Origin of the sequence: Clostridium sp. (genome assembly GCF_022482905.1) — a bacterium.
Classification (GTDB): Bacteria; Bacillota; Clostridia; order Clostridiales; family Clostridiaceae; genus Clostridium_B.
In genome coordinates this window covers 103,717-120,652 of record NZ_JAKVOI010000001.1, presented here as the reverse complement: position 1 = coordinate 120,652, position 16,936 = coordinate 103,717, and the positions used below count along the sequence as shown (strand labels likewise).

Sequence of the window (16,936 nt, the reverse complement as noted above, 5' to 3'; positions counted from 1 at the left end):
TGTTTTTTCTATCTTTTAACCTGATCCTGATAATCTATTTCCGATAATTTTTTATATATATCGTACCTGTCTTTTGCATTTTTCTCAGCCATTGCATACAACTGATCAGCTTTTTGCGGCAGTACTTTTCTAAGTGAAGAATACCTTATCTCACCTTCTATATGATCTCTAAAAGAAGTTTTCGGTTCTTTTGAATCTAAAACAAATGGATTCTTTCCTTCAAGCTTCAACTGGGGGTCAAATCTATAAAGATGCCAATATCCTGCATCTACCGCCTTTTTCTCCTGGGCTATACTTGTTCCCATACCTGTCTTTATACCATGATTTATACACGGTGCATATGCTATTATAAGCGATGGTCCCCTATAATTTTCAGCCTCCTTTATTGCCTTCAATGCATGATTCATATTGGCTCCAAGTGCAATCTGGGCTACATACACATATCCATAACTCATTGCCATAAGTCCAAGATCTTTTTTCTTCGTGTTTTTACCCATTGCAGCAAATTTTGCTATTGCCCCTGTCTGAGTGGACTTTGAGGATTGACCTCCTGTATTTGAATAAACTTCAGTATCCATTACAAACAGGTTTACATCATCTCCTGAAGCAAGGACATGGTCCACTCCTCCAAATCCAATATCATAAGCCCATCCATCTCCTCCTATTATCCACTGCGACTTTTTAACAAGAAAATCTTTTTTTGCAAGTATTTCCTTTAATATAGCATTGTCGGAGTAATCTTTAAAATCCAGAATAGATTTCACAACTTTCTGTGAGGATACCTTAGACAAGCTTCCGTCTTCCATTGTATTTATCCATTCATTGAATGACTGAACCAAATTATTTTCTTTGCTGCTTTCTCTTGAGCTTTCAATATAATTGAGCATAAGTTTTCTTATTCTCTCTCTCATATACTTTACAGCAAGAAACATTCCATAACCATATTCGGCATTATCTTCAAATAGTGAATTTCCCCAGGAAGGTCCCTTCCCTTCACTATTTTTTGTATATGCTATTGAAGGTGCACTTGCCGCCCATATGGAAGAACATCCTGTTGCATTTGCAATCATCATTCTTTCACCAAACAGCTGTGTAAGAAGTCTTATATATGGAGTTTCTCCACAACCAGGACATGCACCGTTGAACTCAAGAAGCGGTGTTATAAACTGGCTTCCCTTTAAGGTATTTCTGTTTATCAGATCTTCCTTTTTTGACAGGCTCAATGCATAATCCCAGTTCTGAGATTCCACATCCACTTGTTCCTCCCATGGCTTCATGACAATTGCCTTGCCTGGTGCAGGACATACATCTGCACAATTTCCACATCCAGTACAGTCCATAGGACTTACCTGTATCTTGAAATTCAAATTTTCCAGTCCCTTTCCAGCTGCCTTTTTGCTTTTGAAAGCAGCTGGAGCATTCTTTACTTCCTCGTCGTTCAGTAAAAATGATCTTATAGTAGCATGCGGGCAAACATAGGAACATTGATTGCACTGTATGCACTTATCCATCTGCCATTCAGGAACCATCACAGCTATTCCTCTCTTTTCATAGGCAGTAGTTCCAACAGGATAGGTACCATCCTCCATATTCAAAAATGAACTTACTGGCAAGTCATCCCCTTCATTTTTGGCCATAGGTATCTGGATATTCCTTACAAATTCAGGTATATCTACATTCCTATTATCACCTTCCCACCCTTCTTGTGCATTTTTCCAGCTTTCAGGTACATTTACTTTTACAACTGCATCCAGTCCCCTGTCTACAGCCATTTTATTCATCTCAACTATTTTTTCACCTTTTCTGCCATAGGTTTTTTCTATTGAATCCTTCAGGTATGTTACGGCTTCATCTATTGGAATCACTTTTGCGAGCTTGAAAAATGCAGCCTGCATTATCATGTTTATTCTCCCTCCGAGTCCTATTTCCCTGGCTATCTTCACTCCATCTATTATATAAAAATCTATATTGTTCTCTGCAATATACTTTTTCATTGAAATTGGGAGTTTATCTTCCAGTTCATCCTCATTCCAGTGGCAATTGAGGAGAAATGTACCACCCTTTTTCAGACCTTTTAAAATATCATAATTATATATGAATGATCTGTTATGACATGCAACATAATCTGCACTGGTTACAAGATATGGCGATTTTATAGGATTTTTACCAAATCTCAAATGTGATACCGTAGTTCCTCCGGATTTTTTACTGTCATAGGAAAAGTAAGCCTGAGCATACAAATTCGTGTTGTCTCCAATTATCTTTACTGCTGATTTGTTCGCACCTACAGTTCCATCTGAACCAAGTCCCCAGAATTTACAGCTTATAGTACCCTGAGGAGTAGTTTCAATATGTTCCCCTTCCTCAAGGGACATGTTTGTTACATCATCTATTATACCTATTGTAAAATGCTTTTTGGGATTCTCTGATTTCATATTGTTGAATACGGACAGTATATGAGAAGGAGTAGTATCTTTTGAACCCAGTCCATATCTTCCTGCAAATATCTGAGGCCTGTTTTTCATTTCGTAGAATAACTTGCATACATCAAGATACAGAGGTTCTCCAATTGATCCAGGTTCCTTCGTTCTATCCAGAACGGATATTTTCTTTACTGTATCCGGAAGCACATCCATAAAGTATTTAGTTGAGAACGGTCTATAGAGATGTACCTTTATACAACCTACCTTTTCTCCTTTTTCGGAAAGGTAATCTACTGTTTCCTCGATTGTATCGCACACAGATCCCATAGCTACTATTATATTTTCTGCATTTTTTTCTCCATAGTACTCAAAAGGCTTATAGTTTCTACCCGTTATATTGTTTATTTCCTTCATATATTGATCTACTATATCGGGTACTTTTTCATAGAATCTGTTGGATACTTCTCTCCCTTGAAAATATATGTCCGGGTTTTGGGCTGTTCCCTTGACAGTTGGATGTTCAGGATTCAAGGCCCTGCCTCTGAACTCATTCAGTGCCTCATAATCAACAAGCTTTTTTACATCATCATAGTCGATAACATCTATTTTCTGATACTCATGTGAAGTTCTGAATCCGTCGAAAAAGTGAAGAAATGGTACTCTCGATTTTATAGCGCTTAAATGAGCTACAAATCCCATATCCATGGCTTCCTGGACATTTGAGGATGCCAAAAGCGCAAATCCGGTCTGCCTGCAGGCCATAACATCCTGATGATCCCCAAATATTGAAAGTGCATGAGTTGCAACTGCACGGGCACTAACATGAAAAACAGCCGGCAGATGTTCTCCTGCTATTTTATACATATTAGGGATCATAAGAAGAAGTCCCTGTGATGCAGTATATGTAGTAGTAAGGGCTCCGGCACAAAGTGAACCGTGTACTGCCCCGGCAGCTCCTGCTTCTGACTGCATTTCACTGATTTTGACTGTATCTCCGAATATATTTCTTTTTCCCTGTGAAGACCACTCATCCACTGCTTCGGCCATAGGAGTAGACGGGGTAATTGGGTATATGGCGGCAACTTCTGTAAATGCATAGGATGCATAGGCCGCAGCCCCATTTCCATCCATGGTTTTCATTTTTTTTGTCATTATATATCACTCCCTACTTTATAAAATCAAATAACAATATCTTTATTTATTATTTGAAATAGAGAAAATATAATACATAATAATCAAAAATATATGTCACACAAAATCTTTAAATAATATATTATAAATAGTATGTGGCTATTATCGCTTTCATTTACTAATTTTTATTTTCAATTGATAATTCATATCATAATGCTTTTTTATTGACTTATAGTACATAATGGGTTATCATATTAGTTATTATACTTTATCAATTGATAAATTGAATTCATAAATTTTAGAATAGATTTTTCATATATGGAGATGTTATTATGAATAAGAAAACAATGGCTGCATGTCTTTCTATATTGTCCAACAGCAGTTTAATAATCATGAAATTAATAGTAGGTACTATTACCGGATCGGTAAGTATTATCTCCGAGGCTGTTCATTCTACTATAGATCTAACGGCATCTTTAGTATCTTTTTTTTCTGTCAGAATATCTTCCAAACCTGCAGACATTGAACATCCCTATGGACATGGTAAATTTGAAGATGTATCCGGGGTTTTTGAAGGTATGTTGATTTTAATTGTCTCAATATGGATAATATTTGAAGCTGCAGACAGATTATTTCATCCGGTAAATACTCATCAATCCGCCATTGGATTTACAGTTATGTTCATATCTTCGGGTATAAATTTCCTTGTATCAAGGAAATTATACAAAGTTGCCGAAAAAGAAGATTCCATGGCGCTGAAGGCAGATGCCCTCCATTTGAAAACCGATGTATACACTTCCCTTGGAATTGCACTTGGTCTCTTATTAATATGGGTTACAAAACTGGAAGTTCTTGATCCCCTGATAGCTATAGCAGTTTCCATATTTATTTTAAAAGAAGCTTTCAATCTTTTAAAATCTGCTTTTAATCCATTGGTAGATGTTAAATTGTCTGATGATGAAATACTTACAATTAAAAATATAATATCTAGATATAATTCTGTTTTCTGCGGGTTCCACAGATTGAGAACCAGGAAATCAGGTGATAGGAGATATATTGATCTTCATCTTGTATTTCCTCAGGACATGCATGTCAAAGCTGCACATGATATATGCGATAAAATAGAAAATAAACTGTCAAAGTCACTTAAAAATACGGAAACCATGATTCATATAGAATCCTGCGATAATGACTGCAATAACTGTAATCTTAAGGAACGCCTAAACTGTATAGACACAATAAAAAAATAGATAAACTACTGTTACAGTAGTTTATCTATTTTTTTATTGCTGAACTGTTTCCGAATTCAACGCTTCAACCAGTCCATTAACGTCTACTCCATGTACCATAGCAGCTTCTTCTATAGTTTCTGCAAGTGATGCAGGGCAGCCAATGCATCCCATTCCAAAACTCATAAGTGTTTCTGCATACGCAGGATTAATTCTGAGAACTTCTCCAATAGTCATATCTTTAGTGACTTTACTAGCCATAATATACAACCTCATTTCCATCTAATATTATATATCCTTGATGTATTTATTGATATATATTATATAGTAATACTAAATATATTCTATATCAAGCGTAAATAAAATATTTCTAATGGATTATCAGACAATATCGGTAAAAACATGTTAATTCATCAACTTATATTCTGTGTCCACTATATTAAAATTATTTTTCAATCCATCCGTTATATATATCTTTTTATCCTTGGTTACAAATATTGCCTCCAATTCCGGTATATTTTCCGCATACTTCATTCCCTTGTCAGTACCTAGATAAAATATATTTTTAGTCATCGCATCCGCATCTATTGAAGTATTTGTAACCAACGTTACACTAGCCAGATTATTATCCATTGGATATCCTGTAAATGGATTCAATATATGATGATATATTTTACCGTTCTTTTTAAAGTATCTCTCATAAATTCCAGAAGTAACTACTGTCTTGTTTGTAACTTTTATGGAGGCAACTACGTTTCCTCTAGTCTGGAAAGGATCCTGTATGCCGATCTTCCATGGATCCCCATTTACATTGTTGTTTATTGCCAGAACATTTCCTCCTAAATTTATTATTGCATGCTTAACTCCATTTTGTTTTAATATCCTGGCTGCTTCATCTGCAGCATATCCTTTTGCTATTCCACCTAAGTCAAGTGACATTCCTTTTCTTGCCAGCATGACCTTTTTATTTTTATAATCCAGTAGAAGATCTTTATAATTTACAAGGGCCTTGCTATTTTGAATCTCCTCTTCACCTGGCAATTTTTCATTGTCAGTTCCAATTCCCCATAATTTTACCAGCGGACCAATCGTTATATCAAATGCCCCACCTGATTTCTGCGAATAATATTTACCTTTTTCCAGTACATAAAAAGTATCATCTGAAACTTTTACATAACCTTTTCCAGATGCCTTTGATACTGCATCCAATTCAGTACCTGCTTTGTTGGCACTCATCTTATTTTCAATCTGTTTTACCCTTGCAAATGCTTTATCAATTACAGATTCAGGTTTATCATCATATACGGTTATAGTACAGATAGTTCCAAGCATATATTCAGTTTTCGAAATTGGTTCCTCCTGAGTATTGTCCTTGCAGCCATACAATGGCAACATGAACAATATTAACAAAACCGCAATAAAATTTTTCTTTTTCATAGTTCATCCTCTTTTGCTAAAATTTAATTATCCCATCATTATAGATATTATAACAAGTATTGATATTTCTATAATCTCGTTATTTGCACCAAGCAAATCCCCGGTCATACCGCCAATTTTCCTTTTACAATATAAGCTAAAACAGAACGATATCATAATTGCCGAAATTACAAGCAGCACTAAATATTTTGGATCAACAGCAACTACAGACAATAAAATTCCGGCACTTATTGCTGTACCTGCAAAAAATTGACTTATATTTACAGAGTCCATGAACAAATTCCCTGTACCTGTACTCTTGGCCGGTTTACAAACAGATACAAGAAACAGTGTAGATAGTCTGGATATTACTGGAGCAATTATTATGGACACCGAAAATACAGGAGCTATATAACATAATAAATTATACTTAAAAAGTATGTCCATTACAATTGCTATGCAGGAATAAGTTCCAACCCTGCTGTCTTTCATTATTTCTATTATTTTATCTCTGCCTTTAAATGCAAAAAAGCCATCACACATGTCTCCAAACCCATCCATGTGCATAGCACCAGTCAGCAGGATACCGGCTAAAATAACAGCTGTTACAGAGATATTCATAGGCAGTACATTTACCAAAAGCTTATATGTAATCCATTGTATCCCCCCTATAATAAGTCCAATTACAGGCATAAATATAGATCCCCACTTAAAATTTTCCTCCTGACAATCTAGATTTCTATTTATATTGATTCTTGTCATGAACTGAATCATAAGCAAAAAGTTGTTGAACATTTTTTTCACAATTATGCACCTCATACTATACCATTTAATCTATCCAAACATATTATACTATCAATATACAAATTTTCATATTCATATTTTATAATTGACAAATCACCGTTGTGAGATGCAAACTTCCAGAAAAAATCCATAGTATTGTTTAATATATAACAGTATATAGACTTTATAACTCCTGCATGGGTTACAACAAGTATATTTTCTCCTCTATTATTTTTCAAGATGCCCTCCAAAAAACTTTTAACCCTGGTATAAAACTGAAGATAGCTTTCACCTCCCGGAGGCACAGCCGTTTTCCAGTGTCGGCACCAATCTTCCCATTGTTTTGGATAAAACTCTTTTATACAGTTATAATTTTTACCTTCAAATTTTCCTAAATTCATTTCATTTATTCTGCTGTCAATTATGAATCTCTTAAAATCTTCTTTTACAATTATCTTTGCAGTTTCAAGAGTTCTTTTTTTTTCACTTATGTATATATAGTCAAATTGTATATTTTTCAACAGTTTAGATAGCTTTTCAGCCTGGCCCCTGCCTTTTTCGGTGAGGCTGGATTCATTTCCTCCATAATATAACTTGTCTTTATTTGCTTCAGTCTCGCCATGACGTACAAAATATAGGTTCATTCAAATTTCCTCCAACTTTATAAAAATAAGAGCAGTTTTCTGCCCTTAAAATTATTATTATAAAATTATTTTTGACAAGTAATAATTTTTATTATATAGTTATATTAATCAGATAATTATATAATCTGCAATGACTAACTTATTTGCTACTAATCTATAATAAGGATGATGAATATGAATAACTTGACAGGCATTTTTAGAGAAAAAAAGCTGAAATTAACTCCACAACGCATAGCCGTATATAAATATTTAAAATCCAGCAAAGATCACCCTTCTGCCGAAACAATATACAAAGCACTACTGTCCGATTATCCGACTATGAGTCTGGCTACCGTGTATAAGACTCTGAAAACTCTAGTTGAAGTAAATTTAATACAGGAGTTAAATGTAGGTGAAGGCAATTTCAGATACGATGCCAGAACCAACCCCCATCCTCATATACAATGTCTCTGCTGTGGGAAAGTGGATGATGTAAACGGAATCTGTTTTTCTGATTTGAATGACAAAATCAGAGACAAAGTCGATTATACAGTCATAAGCAATCAAGTTTATTTTTATGGAATATGCTCAGATTGCAGGAAAAACCAGGAATAGACATTTTCCATCAGGGCAGCTTACTGCTGCTCTTTTTCCACTATCTCTTTCCATTCATTTCCTGTATATTTTCCTAAAAATATATCATCTATTTTGGCAGATATATCATTTCTCATTTTGCTCGGGATATTATATATAATTGATATATTGTCTTCAAAACTATTTTTCATATGTAATGCTATACTCTTTTTTATTCCCTTATTTTTACTGTTCACATCTTTATTGCATGTAATATATCCTCTTTTTAGGAACTCCTTCTGCATTTTATCATCAAAACTAAACTTCATGAATTGTCCTGCTTCATCAGTATTGTTCCCATTTGTAGGCATACACATCAATACATTTGACATAACAGGTATTTTCATGCTTGACAAGCTGTCGCTTATAGTTCCTATATCTTCTCCGTCAAGATCTCTTACATAATATGAAGATGCCATAACCATGGGCATTGCACCATTTTTTAACTTATCAATGTCCAACTCACTTCCAACTTCAAATGTATTTTCATTTATTACATTATTCTTAACAAGGGTATCAATATCCTTAAAAACATTCTGTATATATGATAATTTTTCATATTCTTTTGCACTGCTGCCATATATATTCTCAAGTTTTCTCATTGGTATTAAATTATTATTTGATACTATGGAAAAAATTGCATTATTTATATCTACATTCTCATCCAGAACTGCAGGTATTTTCCTTGAACCAAGCTTTTTCAGTATATTTTCAAAATCATCTAAAGTAACTGGTGTTTTTATGTCAAGTTTATGAAAAGAATTTTTGTTGTACAAAAATTCTAGGGTACATGGCATAATCGGTACTCCATAATATTTATCGTTGAACCTGCCGTATACCTTTAGTATTGAATAATATTTTGTTGCAATATCATTTTCTTTATAAAAATTTTTCATATCCGCTATCAGGCCCTTTTGTGCCAGATTCAACATATCATTTCTGTCAATAAACAATATGTCATTCTCACTGCTTACATTGTCATCCACCCTGTCTCCTATAATATTATTTATATTGAGTTTTACATCTGGATTTTGTTTTTGGTAAAAATCCGTTAAAATTTTTATTATATTTAAAGATTCTCTATCTTTTACTCCTATATATAAATTAAGCTGTTTCTGCTGAGACTGTTCCCTGCTGTACACAGAACAGCCATTTAAATTAAAGGGAAAAACCAATATCAAAAAGAACAGTATTACTTTCTTATAGTTCATATCATTCCCTCCTACCTTTTATGAATTGAAACCAATTTTTATATTGTTTCATATAAATTTATTTTGTGCATATTAATTAAATATATAATTAAATTCATATAATTAATCGGAGGTGAAATTTATGAAATTAAGAGTAATATTTCTAAAAAGAAAGCATCTATTTTTTGTAGTTCCATTAATAATTTTTACATTAATTATACTATTTATAGTATATAAAAACTGTTTTCAGGATGCCTCTCCTTCATTCAGCAACATATTGGAAGACAAGACACTAAAGGCAGATTTCAATGGCGATGGAATAGATGATAAATTATATGTAAAGCAAGCTGGAAACAAGTACATGATAAAAGTGAAGATGAAAGATAAAGTATACGATTTAACTACGGATGACAGTCTATCCACGATAAGCAGCTATTATCCCTATTGGCCCCTTAGAATAACCATAATGGACGTATCAAGAGACAGAATTCCCGAGATATTCATTCAGGGATCCCTCGGCAAAAACTCGCTTCAGAGAATTTTTGTTTTTAATGGCAATAAATTTGAAAACATTCTTTCCAATTCTAACAACATACTTGGATTTATAGATTGTACCAATAATAGGACTCCTAAAATTATTACAGGAAAATTTCAGGGGAACAATATGATCCTCACAAATTACATACTTTTAAATTATAAGTTTAAAAACTATAATTTACAGGACAATAACACTTTTGTAGGAAAGGATACTGTTTCAACTTTCATAGATTTTATTCAAAAGCTTCCAGCAAGCAGGTCCTATATGCCAGACAACATTTTTTCTTCCAATTTGGCTAATGAGGATCTGTATTCGATAGATAAACTTGCCACTGCAAATAATTCCTACATATTTCAAGATGCAATATTTATGGAAAAAAAATGCGACAATAAAGGAAATACCTCAGAACTATCCTGGATACTGAACTTTAAGGGCATATCAAATTCAAATAACTCGGTAATAAAAAATTATACTGTAAAACTAGTCCTTGTATCCGACTCCAGCAGTACCGAGTCCAATCATTTCAAAATTGTTTCAATATATTAAATTTCATGAAATAAATATATATAAAAAGGGACCGCTTTACGGTCCCAAGGGGGATGGGGGGTTATTACATCAAATGACATAAAATCATGTGATGCATAGGAGAATGTATCTCCGATTACATTTTATATAATCCCCTATTATAAGAAATTTATTCATCTTAAATTAAAATTATCATAAAAATATAAACTTTATTTTGTGTCAAATACATTGTTTATGAATAATATATAGTATCAAACACTTATATTAAAGTGATACACATAGAGATGAGAAAAGAAATATCTTAAGGAGGGGTGATTTCATGTCAAAACATCACCATAGGAACAACGTCAACAGTGGATTTAATCTAGGAGATATTTTAAAAAATATTGATATTACTCAATTATTATCCATGCTGTCTTCGTTTAGTGGCTCAAGAGGAATGATGTCAAATGATAAAATTAGTTCAATGTTAGATAATTTAAATATGGGTGATCTCGGTGAAACCGGACTTGATGATTCCGATATAAAATCCAAACTTGGCGCCCTAGAAAAAAGACTTTCCAGTCTTGAAAACAGAAATCAGATGCAAAATGAAGTGTTACAGAAAGTTAGAGAACTTCAAAATTCTCCAGATGCAGCAAAATTTCTAAATGACTTTATGAGTTCAAACTCTGATGGTCATAAAAGACATAGATAGATATAATAATATTTCAAAGGCACTGTTATACATTAACAGTGCCTACATAAATCCATATTCTCTTAGTTTCTGTGCAAGCAGTACAATCATCGTTATGGAATTAAAAAAGGAATGATTAAAAACAGCATACCAGAATCCTTTCTTATGAGCTAAATAACAATTATAAATACCTATCCACAATATTATGGAAAATGCAGATAAACTGAAGTGAACAAATGAAAATATAAGGCTGCTCAGTATTGCCGCTGCATATATTCCCAACCTTTTTTTAAATATTTTCTCAAAAAACATCCACCTGAATACAAATTCCTCCAATACAGGAGCAAACAGTATAACTACAGGCATCATTAAAACAAATTTTATCAAGGGCATACCTGACATATGGGTTACAATCTCCTGCTGCTGGCTCAAATCAATTTTAAAGCTGGAGGCAATGGCACTCTGGGCAAGTAATATTATAATAATCACCAAATATGATATAGCTGCCATTCTAAACCCTTCTAAAATTTTAAATTCCCTGATATTAAAATAATTGCATTTTTCCTTAGATTGCATATATTTTATATTAAACAGAACAAATATGAAGGGTGCAATATTTTGCGTATATATAGGCAAAATAAAATATATTATGCTTATGAATATTAAAATCACTCTGTTTCTTTTCACTTCTAGCCAATGTCTTCCAAATACTATAAGAGGTGGAACATATACGAGAGAAAAGACAATAATATCTTTTATAAGATTTAGTTTATTCAGGTTTATCACCTTCCAATATACGTCCAATTTCATTTAGGAGTTCATCTTTGCCCTGTTTATTTAAAGATGAGAAAGTAAACAAATCATCCTGTGGTTTTAAGTTCAGTGTTTCTCTTATAATTTTTAAATTTTTAGCCAGCTGGTTCCTGGATATTTTATCTATTTTTGTTGCTACAACTATGGCCTTATAATTATAGTATACTATCCATCTATACATTGTAACATCATCTGCTGTTGGTTTATGCCTTGAATCCAGAAGCAGTACTATAGCTTTTAGCTGCTTCCTTTTAAGAAGATATGATTCTATTATCTCCTTCCAATTATTCTTCTGAGATTTTGAAATCTTTGCATAACCATATCCCGGCAAATCTACAAAATAGAATTTTTCATTTATTAGAAAAAAATTTACAAGTCTTGTTTTTCCAGGAGTACTACTCGTTTTAGCCAATTTTTTTCTATTCACAAGGGTATTTATTAAAGATGATTTTCCCGCATTGGATCTTCCAACAAATGCTACTTCATTTACGTTGTCCTTTGGATATTGATTTTTTTTTGCTGCAGATATTATAAACTCAGCCTGTTTTATCTCCAAATATATATTCACCTCCTCATACTATTATCTCAATTAATTAAAGCATTGTCCAACACCACATCTACATTATCCGCAACTATATATTTCATCTTACTTTTTATGCTTTTAGGTATTTTTACCAGATCCTTCTCATTTTCCCTTGGAATTATAACCGTATCTATTCCTGCCCTGTATGCAGCCATACTTTTTTCCTTAAGTCCTCCAATAGGAAGGACTCTTCCTGTCAATGTTATTTCCCCTGTCATAGCAACATTGTGTTTTACTTTTTTCTTGCTTAAAGCTGAAATCATAGCCGTAACCATTGTAACTCCTGCAGAAGGACCATCTTTAGGAATAGCACCTTCTGGTACATGTATATGAATGTCACAATTTTTATAAAAGTCATCTTCTATATTCAAGTATTTTTTATAATTAGCTCTTATATAACTGTATCCTGCTTTTGCAGATTCCTTCATGACATCTCCAAGTTGACCCGTTAGTTCCAATCTTCCCTTTCCCGGCATTACAACTGCTTCTACAGGTAATGTATCACCACCGTAAGCCGTCCAGGCCATTCCCATTACCACTCCTATTTTATCATCCTCACTTATTTTATCAAAACTGAACATATCCACACCTAAATATGATTTTACCTTAGTAGTATTCACAAACACCCTGTCTTTATTCTTTTCTAAAATTTCAACAATTGCCTTTCTTATTATTGAAGCCACATTTCTTTCCATATTTCTTACTCCGAATTCCCTTGTATAATTGTCTATTATCGTATATATGGAGGAATCAGAAAATTTAATTTTGTTATCTTCTATACCATTTTCTCTAAACTGTTTTGGAATAATATACTTTTTGCATATATGAAACTTCTCTTCATTTGTATATCCTGATATTCGTATTATCTCCATCCTGTCCATAAGAGCAGGCGGTATAGTATCCAATGTATTGGCTGTAGTTATAAAAAGTACATTAGACAAGTCAAAATCCAGCTCAAGATAATGATCTCTGAAAGTATTATTTTGCTCGCTGTCCAAAACTTCAAGAAGTGCATCTGCCGGGTTTCCCTTAAAATCCAATCCCATTTTGTCAATTTCATCTAACAAAAACAGAGGATTATTGGATTTAGCCTGTTTTATACCATATATTATCCGTCCTGGAATAGAACCAACGTAAGTTCTTCTATGTCCTCTTATTTCAGCTTCATCCCTGACTCCGCCAAGAGACATCCGTACAAAATTTCTATTTAGTGCCTTTGCAATTGATTTTGCAATAGAAGTTTTCCCTACTCCCGGAGGCCCTACAAGGCATAAAATAGGCCCCTTCATTGTCCTGTTCATTTTCTTAACTGCAAGGTATTCTATTATCCTATTCTTAACATCTTTCAGGCCATAGTGGTCATTTTCAAGACATTTTCTCACATTTTTTATATCCAGATTATCTTTGGTTTTAATATTCCACGGCAGGCCAATTACCCAATCCAGATATGTTTTTATTATGCCTGATTCAGTAGAATAACTCCCAAGCTTGCTTAATTTTTCAACCTCATACAAAACCTTTTCCTTTACTGCCTTTGGGAACTTATTTTTCGATATTTTGTTTTTATACTTAGTTATCTCCCTTGTATTTTCATCATCTTCTCCAAGCTCTTCCTGTATTGCTTTAAGCTGCTCTCTTAAATAATAATCTTTTTGAGATTTATCTATATTCTTCCTTACTTCTATACCTATCTTGTTTTCTACCTTCAATATCTCTATTTCATCGACTAGTATAGCAAGTATCTTTTTAAGCCTTTCCTCTGTCTTATAGGTTTCCAGGAGTTCCTGCTTTTTATCGTGGTCTAATATTAGATAAGAGCTTATAATATCAGCCATCCTGTCAGGATTGTCCACGTCATTCATTGTAACAATAGATTCAGATAAATTATCGTCAGATAATTTTATATATTCGCTAAATGCTTCTATCGTATATTTAATAAGTGCTTTGTAATTATTATCAATAACTCGATCATCTTCCATTACTTCAACTTCAACTTTAAAAAAAGGGTCTTCATCTATGTATTTTTTTAATAAGCCCCTTTTTTCCCCTTCTACGAGCACCCTTACATTCCCTTTTGAAAGTTTCAATATCTGTTTTATATTGCATATTGTACCTACAGTATATATATCTTCACTATGGGGCTCTTCCTCTGAATATTCCTTTTGGGATGATAAAAATACTTTCTGTCCATTAAGCATGGCATTTTCCAATGCAAGCTTGGATTTTTCCCTACCTACATCAAAATGCAAAACCATATATGGGAACACAGTAATACCCCTAAGTGGAATCAAAGGCATTACTTCCAAATTTTCGTCCATATTTCTCTCCTCACTTTAACAATTTACATAGTCTAATCTCAAATACATTAGACTAATATATTATAACTATAAAATGGCCTTTTTTCAATTACTGCAATACAAATGGCATTTTAAAAAGGGTACTGAATTTTACAGTACCCTCAATACTCAAAATAAACAACCTATGCTGTTTCCGGTCCTTTTCTAGGCCTAGTTTTTTTAACCTTTATAGGAGATCTCTTGCCATTTTCAACAGTTATAAGTTCCGGCTTCTTATCTTTTATGGTATTTTTATCTACTATAACTTTAGCAATTTCTTCCCTCGAAGGTATATCAAACATTATATCCTTCATGGTTTCTTCTATTATAGCTCTAAGTCCTCTTGCACCGGTATTTCTCTTCAATGCTTCATCTGCAATTGCCTCAAGTGCATCATCCTTGAATTCAAGTTCTACGTTGTCAAGTTCAAACAGCTTTTTATACTGCTTTACAAGTGCATTTTTCGGTTCCTGAAGTATACTAATAAGCGCTTTTTTATCCAGAGCGTCTAATGTAACCACAATAGGAATTCTGCCTACAAACTCTGGTATAAGACCAAACTTCAAAAGATCTCCCGGCATTATTTCCTTGAGAAGTTTTCCAATATCCTTTTCCTTTTTTGACTGTATTTCTGCACCAAATCCAAGTGTGCTGGTTCTTGTTCTGCGTTCTATAATATTATCTATTCCATCAAAAGCTCCACCACAGATAAATAAAATATTGGTTGTATTTATCTGTATAAACTCCTGATGAGGATGTTTTCTGCCTCCCTGGGGAGGTACTGAAGCAACTGTTCCTTCCAATATTTTAAGAAGTGCCTGCTGCACCCCTTCTCCCGAAACATCCCTTGTAATAGATGGATTTTCAGATTTTCTTGCAATTTTGTCTATTTCATCTATATAGACTATACCATGCTCAGCTCTTTCTATATCATAGTCAGCATTCTGTATAAGCTTCAAAAGTATATTTTCAACATCCTCTCCCACATATCCAGCTTCTGTCAGAGTAGTTGCATCCGCAATCGCAAATGGAACATTCAAGAATTTAGCTAGAGTCTGTGCAAGAAGAGTCTTACCAGAACCTGTAGGACCAAGTAAAAGTATGTTGCTTTTTTGCAGCTCTACATCATCACTGTTATGACTATTGGAATTTATTCTCTTATAGTGATTATACACTGCTACTGACAATGACTTTTTAGCTTCATTCTGACCAATTACATATTGATCAAGATAGCTTTTAATTTCTACAGGTTTTGGAAGAGTTGTCATGTCTACCTGAACATCATCTTCAAACTCGTCGCTTATTATTTCAGAACAAAGTTCTATACATTCATCACAAATATACACCCCTGGTCCTGCTATCAGTCTTCTAACCTGGTCCTGTGTCTTACCACAAAATGAACACTTCAGTTGTTTTCTATCATCATTTTTGGCCATATCTACACCTCACTAAAGGTTATTTCCTCGTAATAACCTCATCTATTAATCCATAATTTTTAGCTTCCTCGGCAGTCATAAAATTATCTCTTTCCGTATCCTGCTCAATTTTTTCAAGTGGCTGACCTGTTCTTTCACTATATATTGTATTTAATTTTTTTCTTATAGTAAGTATTCTCTTTGCATGGATTCCAATATCTGTTGCCTGCCCTTGAAATCCACCTAGAGGCTGATGTATCATTATTTCAGCATTTGGAAGAGCAAATCTCTTTCCTTTTGCACCTGCTACAAGTAAAAATGATCCCATAGAAGCTGCCATTCCCATACATATAGTTGATACATCTGGTTTTATATACTGCATTGTATCATAAATAGCCATACCAGAGGTTATTGAACCTCCAGGACTATTTATATACAATGATATGTCCTTATCAGGATCCTCCGCTTCTAGAAATAAGAGCTGTGCTACTATAAGGCTGGCTGAAACATCATTTACCTCTTCACTTAACATTACGATTCTATCCTTTAAAAGCCTTGAATAAATATCGTAAGATCTTTCTCCCCTATTAGTCTGTTCAACAACTACTGGTACTAAACTCAT

Annotated in this window: 15 protein-coding genes; 4 read left to right on the top strand and 11 right to left on the bottom strand. The window is 33.6% G+C overall.

What is annotated here, in order from left to right:
• Positions 1-8: 8 nt before the first annotated feature.
• The gene (gene nifJ / locus LKE46_RS00775; protein ID WP_291717513.1) at positions 9-3,575 is read right to left on the bottom strand and encodes a pyruvate:ferredoxin (flavodoxin) oxidoreductase; all 3,567 of its coding nucleotides are present in this window, start codon (positions 3,573-3,575) and stop codon (positions 9-11) included.
• A gap of 311 nt (positions 3,576-3,886) precedes the next feature.
• On the opposite strand from nifJ, the gene LKE46_RS00770 reads away from it, so the two are divergent.
• Positions 3,887-4,804 (top strand): cation diffusion facilitator family transporter, encoded by a 918-nt coding sequence (locus LKE46_RS00770; RefSeq protein WP_291717512.1) that lies wholly within the window; start codon positions 3,887-3,889, stop codon positions 4,802-4,804.
• Positions 4,805-4,837: 33 nt separating this feature from the next.
• Here LKE46_RS00770 and LKE46_RS00765 read toward each other — a convergent pair whose 3' ends face one another.
• The 4 genes from LKE46_RS00765 to cobC all read right to left on the bottom strand — a co-directional run bounded on the left by LKE46_RS00765 (position 4,838) and on the right by cobC (position 7,626).
• The gene (locus LKE46_RS00765) at positions 4,838-5,044 is read right to left on the bottom strand and encodes a DUF1858 domain-containing protein (RefSeq protein ID WP_291717510.1); all 207 of its coding nucleotides are present in this window, start codon (positions 5,042-5,044) and stop codon (positions 4,838-4,840) included.
• A gap of 144 nt (positions 5,045-5,188) precedes the next feature.
• The gene (locus LKE46_RS00760; RefSeq protein ID WP_291717508.1) at positions 5,189-6,220 is read right to left on the bottom strand and encodes an FAD:protein FMN transferase; all 1,032 of its coding nucleotides are present in this window, start codon (positions 6,218-6,220) and stop codon (positions 5,189-5,191) included.
• A 27-nt stretch (positions 6,221-6,247) separates the two neighbouring features.
• Positions 6,248-7,003 (bottom strand): adenosylcobinamide-GDP ribazoletransferase, encoded by a 756-nt coding sequence (gene cobS / locus LKE46_RS00755; protein ID WP_363316053.1) that lies wholly within the window; start codon positions 7,001-7,003, stop codon positions 6,248-6,250.
• Positions 7,004-7,014: 11 nt separating this feature from the next.
• Positions 7,015-7,626, bottom strand: a complete 612-nt coding sequence (gene cobC / locus LKE46_RS00750; protein WP_291717506.1) for an alpha-ribazole phosphatase — start codon at positions 7,624-7,626, stop codon at positions 7,015-7,017.
• Between the two features lie 174 nt (positions 7,627-7,800).
• Between cobC and LKE46_RS00745 the strand changes: the two genes are divergently transcribed.
• Positions 7,801-8,220, top strand: coding sequence for a Fur family transcriptional regulator (locus LKE46_RS00745; protein WP_291717504.1), 420 nt, complete (start codon positions 7,801-7,803; stop codon positions 8,218-8,220).
• A gap of 20 nt (positions 8,221-8,240) precedes the next feature.
• Here LKE46_RS00745 and LKE46_RS00740 read toward each other — a convergent pair whose 3' ends face one another.
• On the bottom strand, positions 8,241-9,449 hold the full coding sequence (locus LKE46_RS00740) for an ABC transporter substrate-binding protein (protein WP_291717502.1): 1,209 nt from the start codon (positions 9,447-9,449) through the stop codon (positions 8,241-8,243).
• Positions 9,450-9,570: 121 nt separating this feature from the next.
• Between LKE46_RS00740 and LKE46_RS00735 the strand changes: the two genes are divergently transcribed.
• The gene (locus tag LKE46_RS00735; RefSeq protein ID WP_291717500.1) at positions 9,571-10,512 is read left to right on the top strand and encodes a VCBS repeat-containing protein; all 942 of its coding nucleotides are present in this window, start codon (positions 9,571-9,573) and stop codon (positions 10,510-10,512) included.
• Between the two features lie 298 nt (positions 10,513-10,810).
• Complete coding sequence (locus LKE46_RS00730; RefSeq protein ID WP_291717498.1) at positions 10,811-11,188, top strand: hypothetical protein; 378 nt, start codon at positions 10,811-10,813, stop codon at positions 11,186-11,188.
• A gap of 42 nt (positions 11,189-11,230) precedes the next feature.
• Here LKE46_RS00730 and LKE46_RS00725 read toward each other — a convergent pair whose 3' ends face one another.
• The 5 genes from LKE46_RS00725 to clpP all read right to left on the bottom strand — a co-directional run bounded on the left by LKE46_RS00725 (position 11,231) and on the right by clpP (position 16,936).
• A complete protein-coding gene (locus LKE46_RS00725; protein WP_291717496.1) occupies positions 11,231-11,677 on the bottom strand; it encodes a CPBP family intramembrane glutamic endopeptidase in 447 nt (148 codons plus the stop codon).
• Between the two features lie 259 nt (positions 11,678-11,936).
• A complete protein-coding gene (gene yihA / locus LKE46_RS00720; protein WP_291717494.1) occupies positions 11,937-12,536 on the bottom strand; it encodes a ribosome biogenesis GTP-binding protein YihA/YsxC in 600 nt (199 codons plus the stop codon).
• Positions 12,537-12,565: 29 nt separating this feature from the next.
• Positions 12,566-14,881, bottom strand: coding sequence for an endopeptidase La (gene lon, locus LKE46_RS00715; protein ID WP_291717492.1), 2,316 nt, complete (start codon positions 14,879-14,881; stop codon positions 12,566-12,568).
• 161 nt (positions 14,882-15,042) lie between these two features.
• The gene (clpX, locus tag LKE46_RS00710; RefSeq protein ID WP_291717489.1) at positions 15,043-16,335 is read right to left on the bottom strand and encodes an ATP-dependent Clp protease ATP-binding subunit ClpX; all 1,293 of its coding nucleotides are present in this window, start codon (positions 16,333-16,335) and stop codon (positions 15,043-15,045) included.
• 19 nt (positions 16,336-16,354) lie between these two features.
• Positions 16,355-16,936, bottom strand: coding sequence for an ATP-dependent Clp endopeptidase proteolytic subunit ClpP (clpP, locus tag LKE46_RS00705; protein ID WP_291717487.1), 582 nt, complete (start codon positions 16,934-16,936; stop codon positions 16,355-16,357).

Bases quoted from the DNA above. Each gene is read 5' to 3' on its own strand.
- nifJ (WP_291717513.1), bottom strand. From the start codon at position 3,575: ATGACAAAAAAAATGAAAACCATGGATGGAAATGGGGCTGCGGCCTAT.
- LKE46_RS00770 (WP_291717512.1), top strand. From the start codon at position 3,887: ATGAATAAGAAAACAATGGCTGCATGTCTTTCTATATTGTCCAACAGC.
- LKE46_RS00765 (WP_291717510.1), bottom strand. From the start codon at position 5,044: ATGGCTAGTAAAGTCACTAAAGATATGACTATTGGAGAAGTTCTCAGA.
- LKE46_RS00760 (WP_291717508.1), bottom strand. From the start codon at position 6,220: ATGAAAAAGAAAAATTTTATTGCGGTTTTGTTAATATTGTTCATGTTG.
- cobC (WP_291717506.1), bottom strand. From the start codon at position 7,626: ATGAACCTATATTTTGTACGTCATGGCGAGACTGAAGCAAATAAAGAC.
- LKE46_RS00745 (WP_291717504.1), top strand. From the start codon at position 7,801: ATGAATAACTTGACAGGCATTTTTAGAGAAAAAAAGCTGAAATTAACT.
- LKE46_RS00740 (WP_291717502.1), bottom strand. From the start codon at position 9,449: ATGAACTATAAGAAAGTAATACTGTTCTTTTTGATATTGGTTTTTCCC.
- LKE46_RS00735 (WP_291717500.1), top strand. From the start codon at position 9,571: ATGAAATTAAGAGTAATATTTCTAAAAAGAAAGCATCTATTTTTTGTA.
- LKE46_RS00730 (WP_291717498.1), top strand. From the start codon at position 10,811: ATGTCAAAACATCACCATAGGAACAACGTCAACAGTGGATTTAATCTA.
- LKE46_RS00725 (WP_291717496.1), bottom strand. From the start codon at position 11,677: ATGGCAGCTATATCATATTTGGTGATTATTATAATATTACTTGCCCAG.
- lon (WP_291717492.1), bottom strand. From the start codon at position 14,881: ATGGACGAAAATTTGGAAGTAATGCCTTTGATTCCACTTAGGGGTATT.
- clpX (WP_291717489.1), bottom strand. From the start codon at position 16,335: ATGGCCAAAAATGATGATAGAAAACAACTGAAGTGTTCATTTTGTGGT.
- clpP (WP_291717487.1), bottom strand. From the start codon at position 16,936: ATGAGTTTAGTACCAGTAGTTGTTGAACAGACTAATAGGGGAGAAAGA.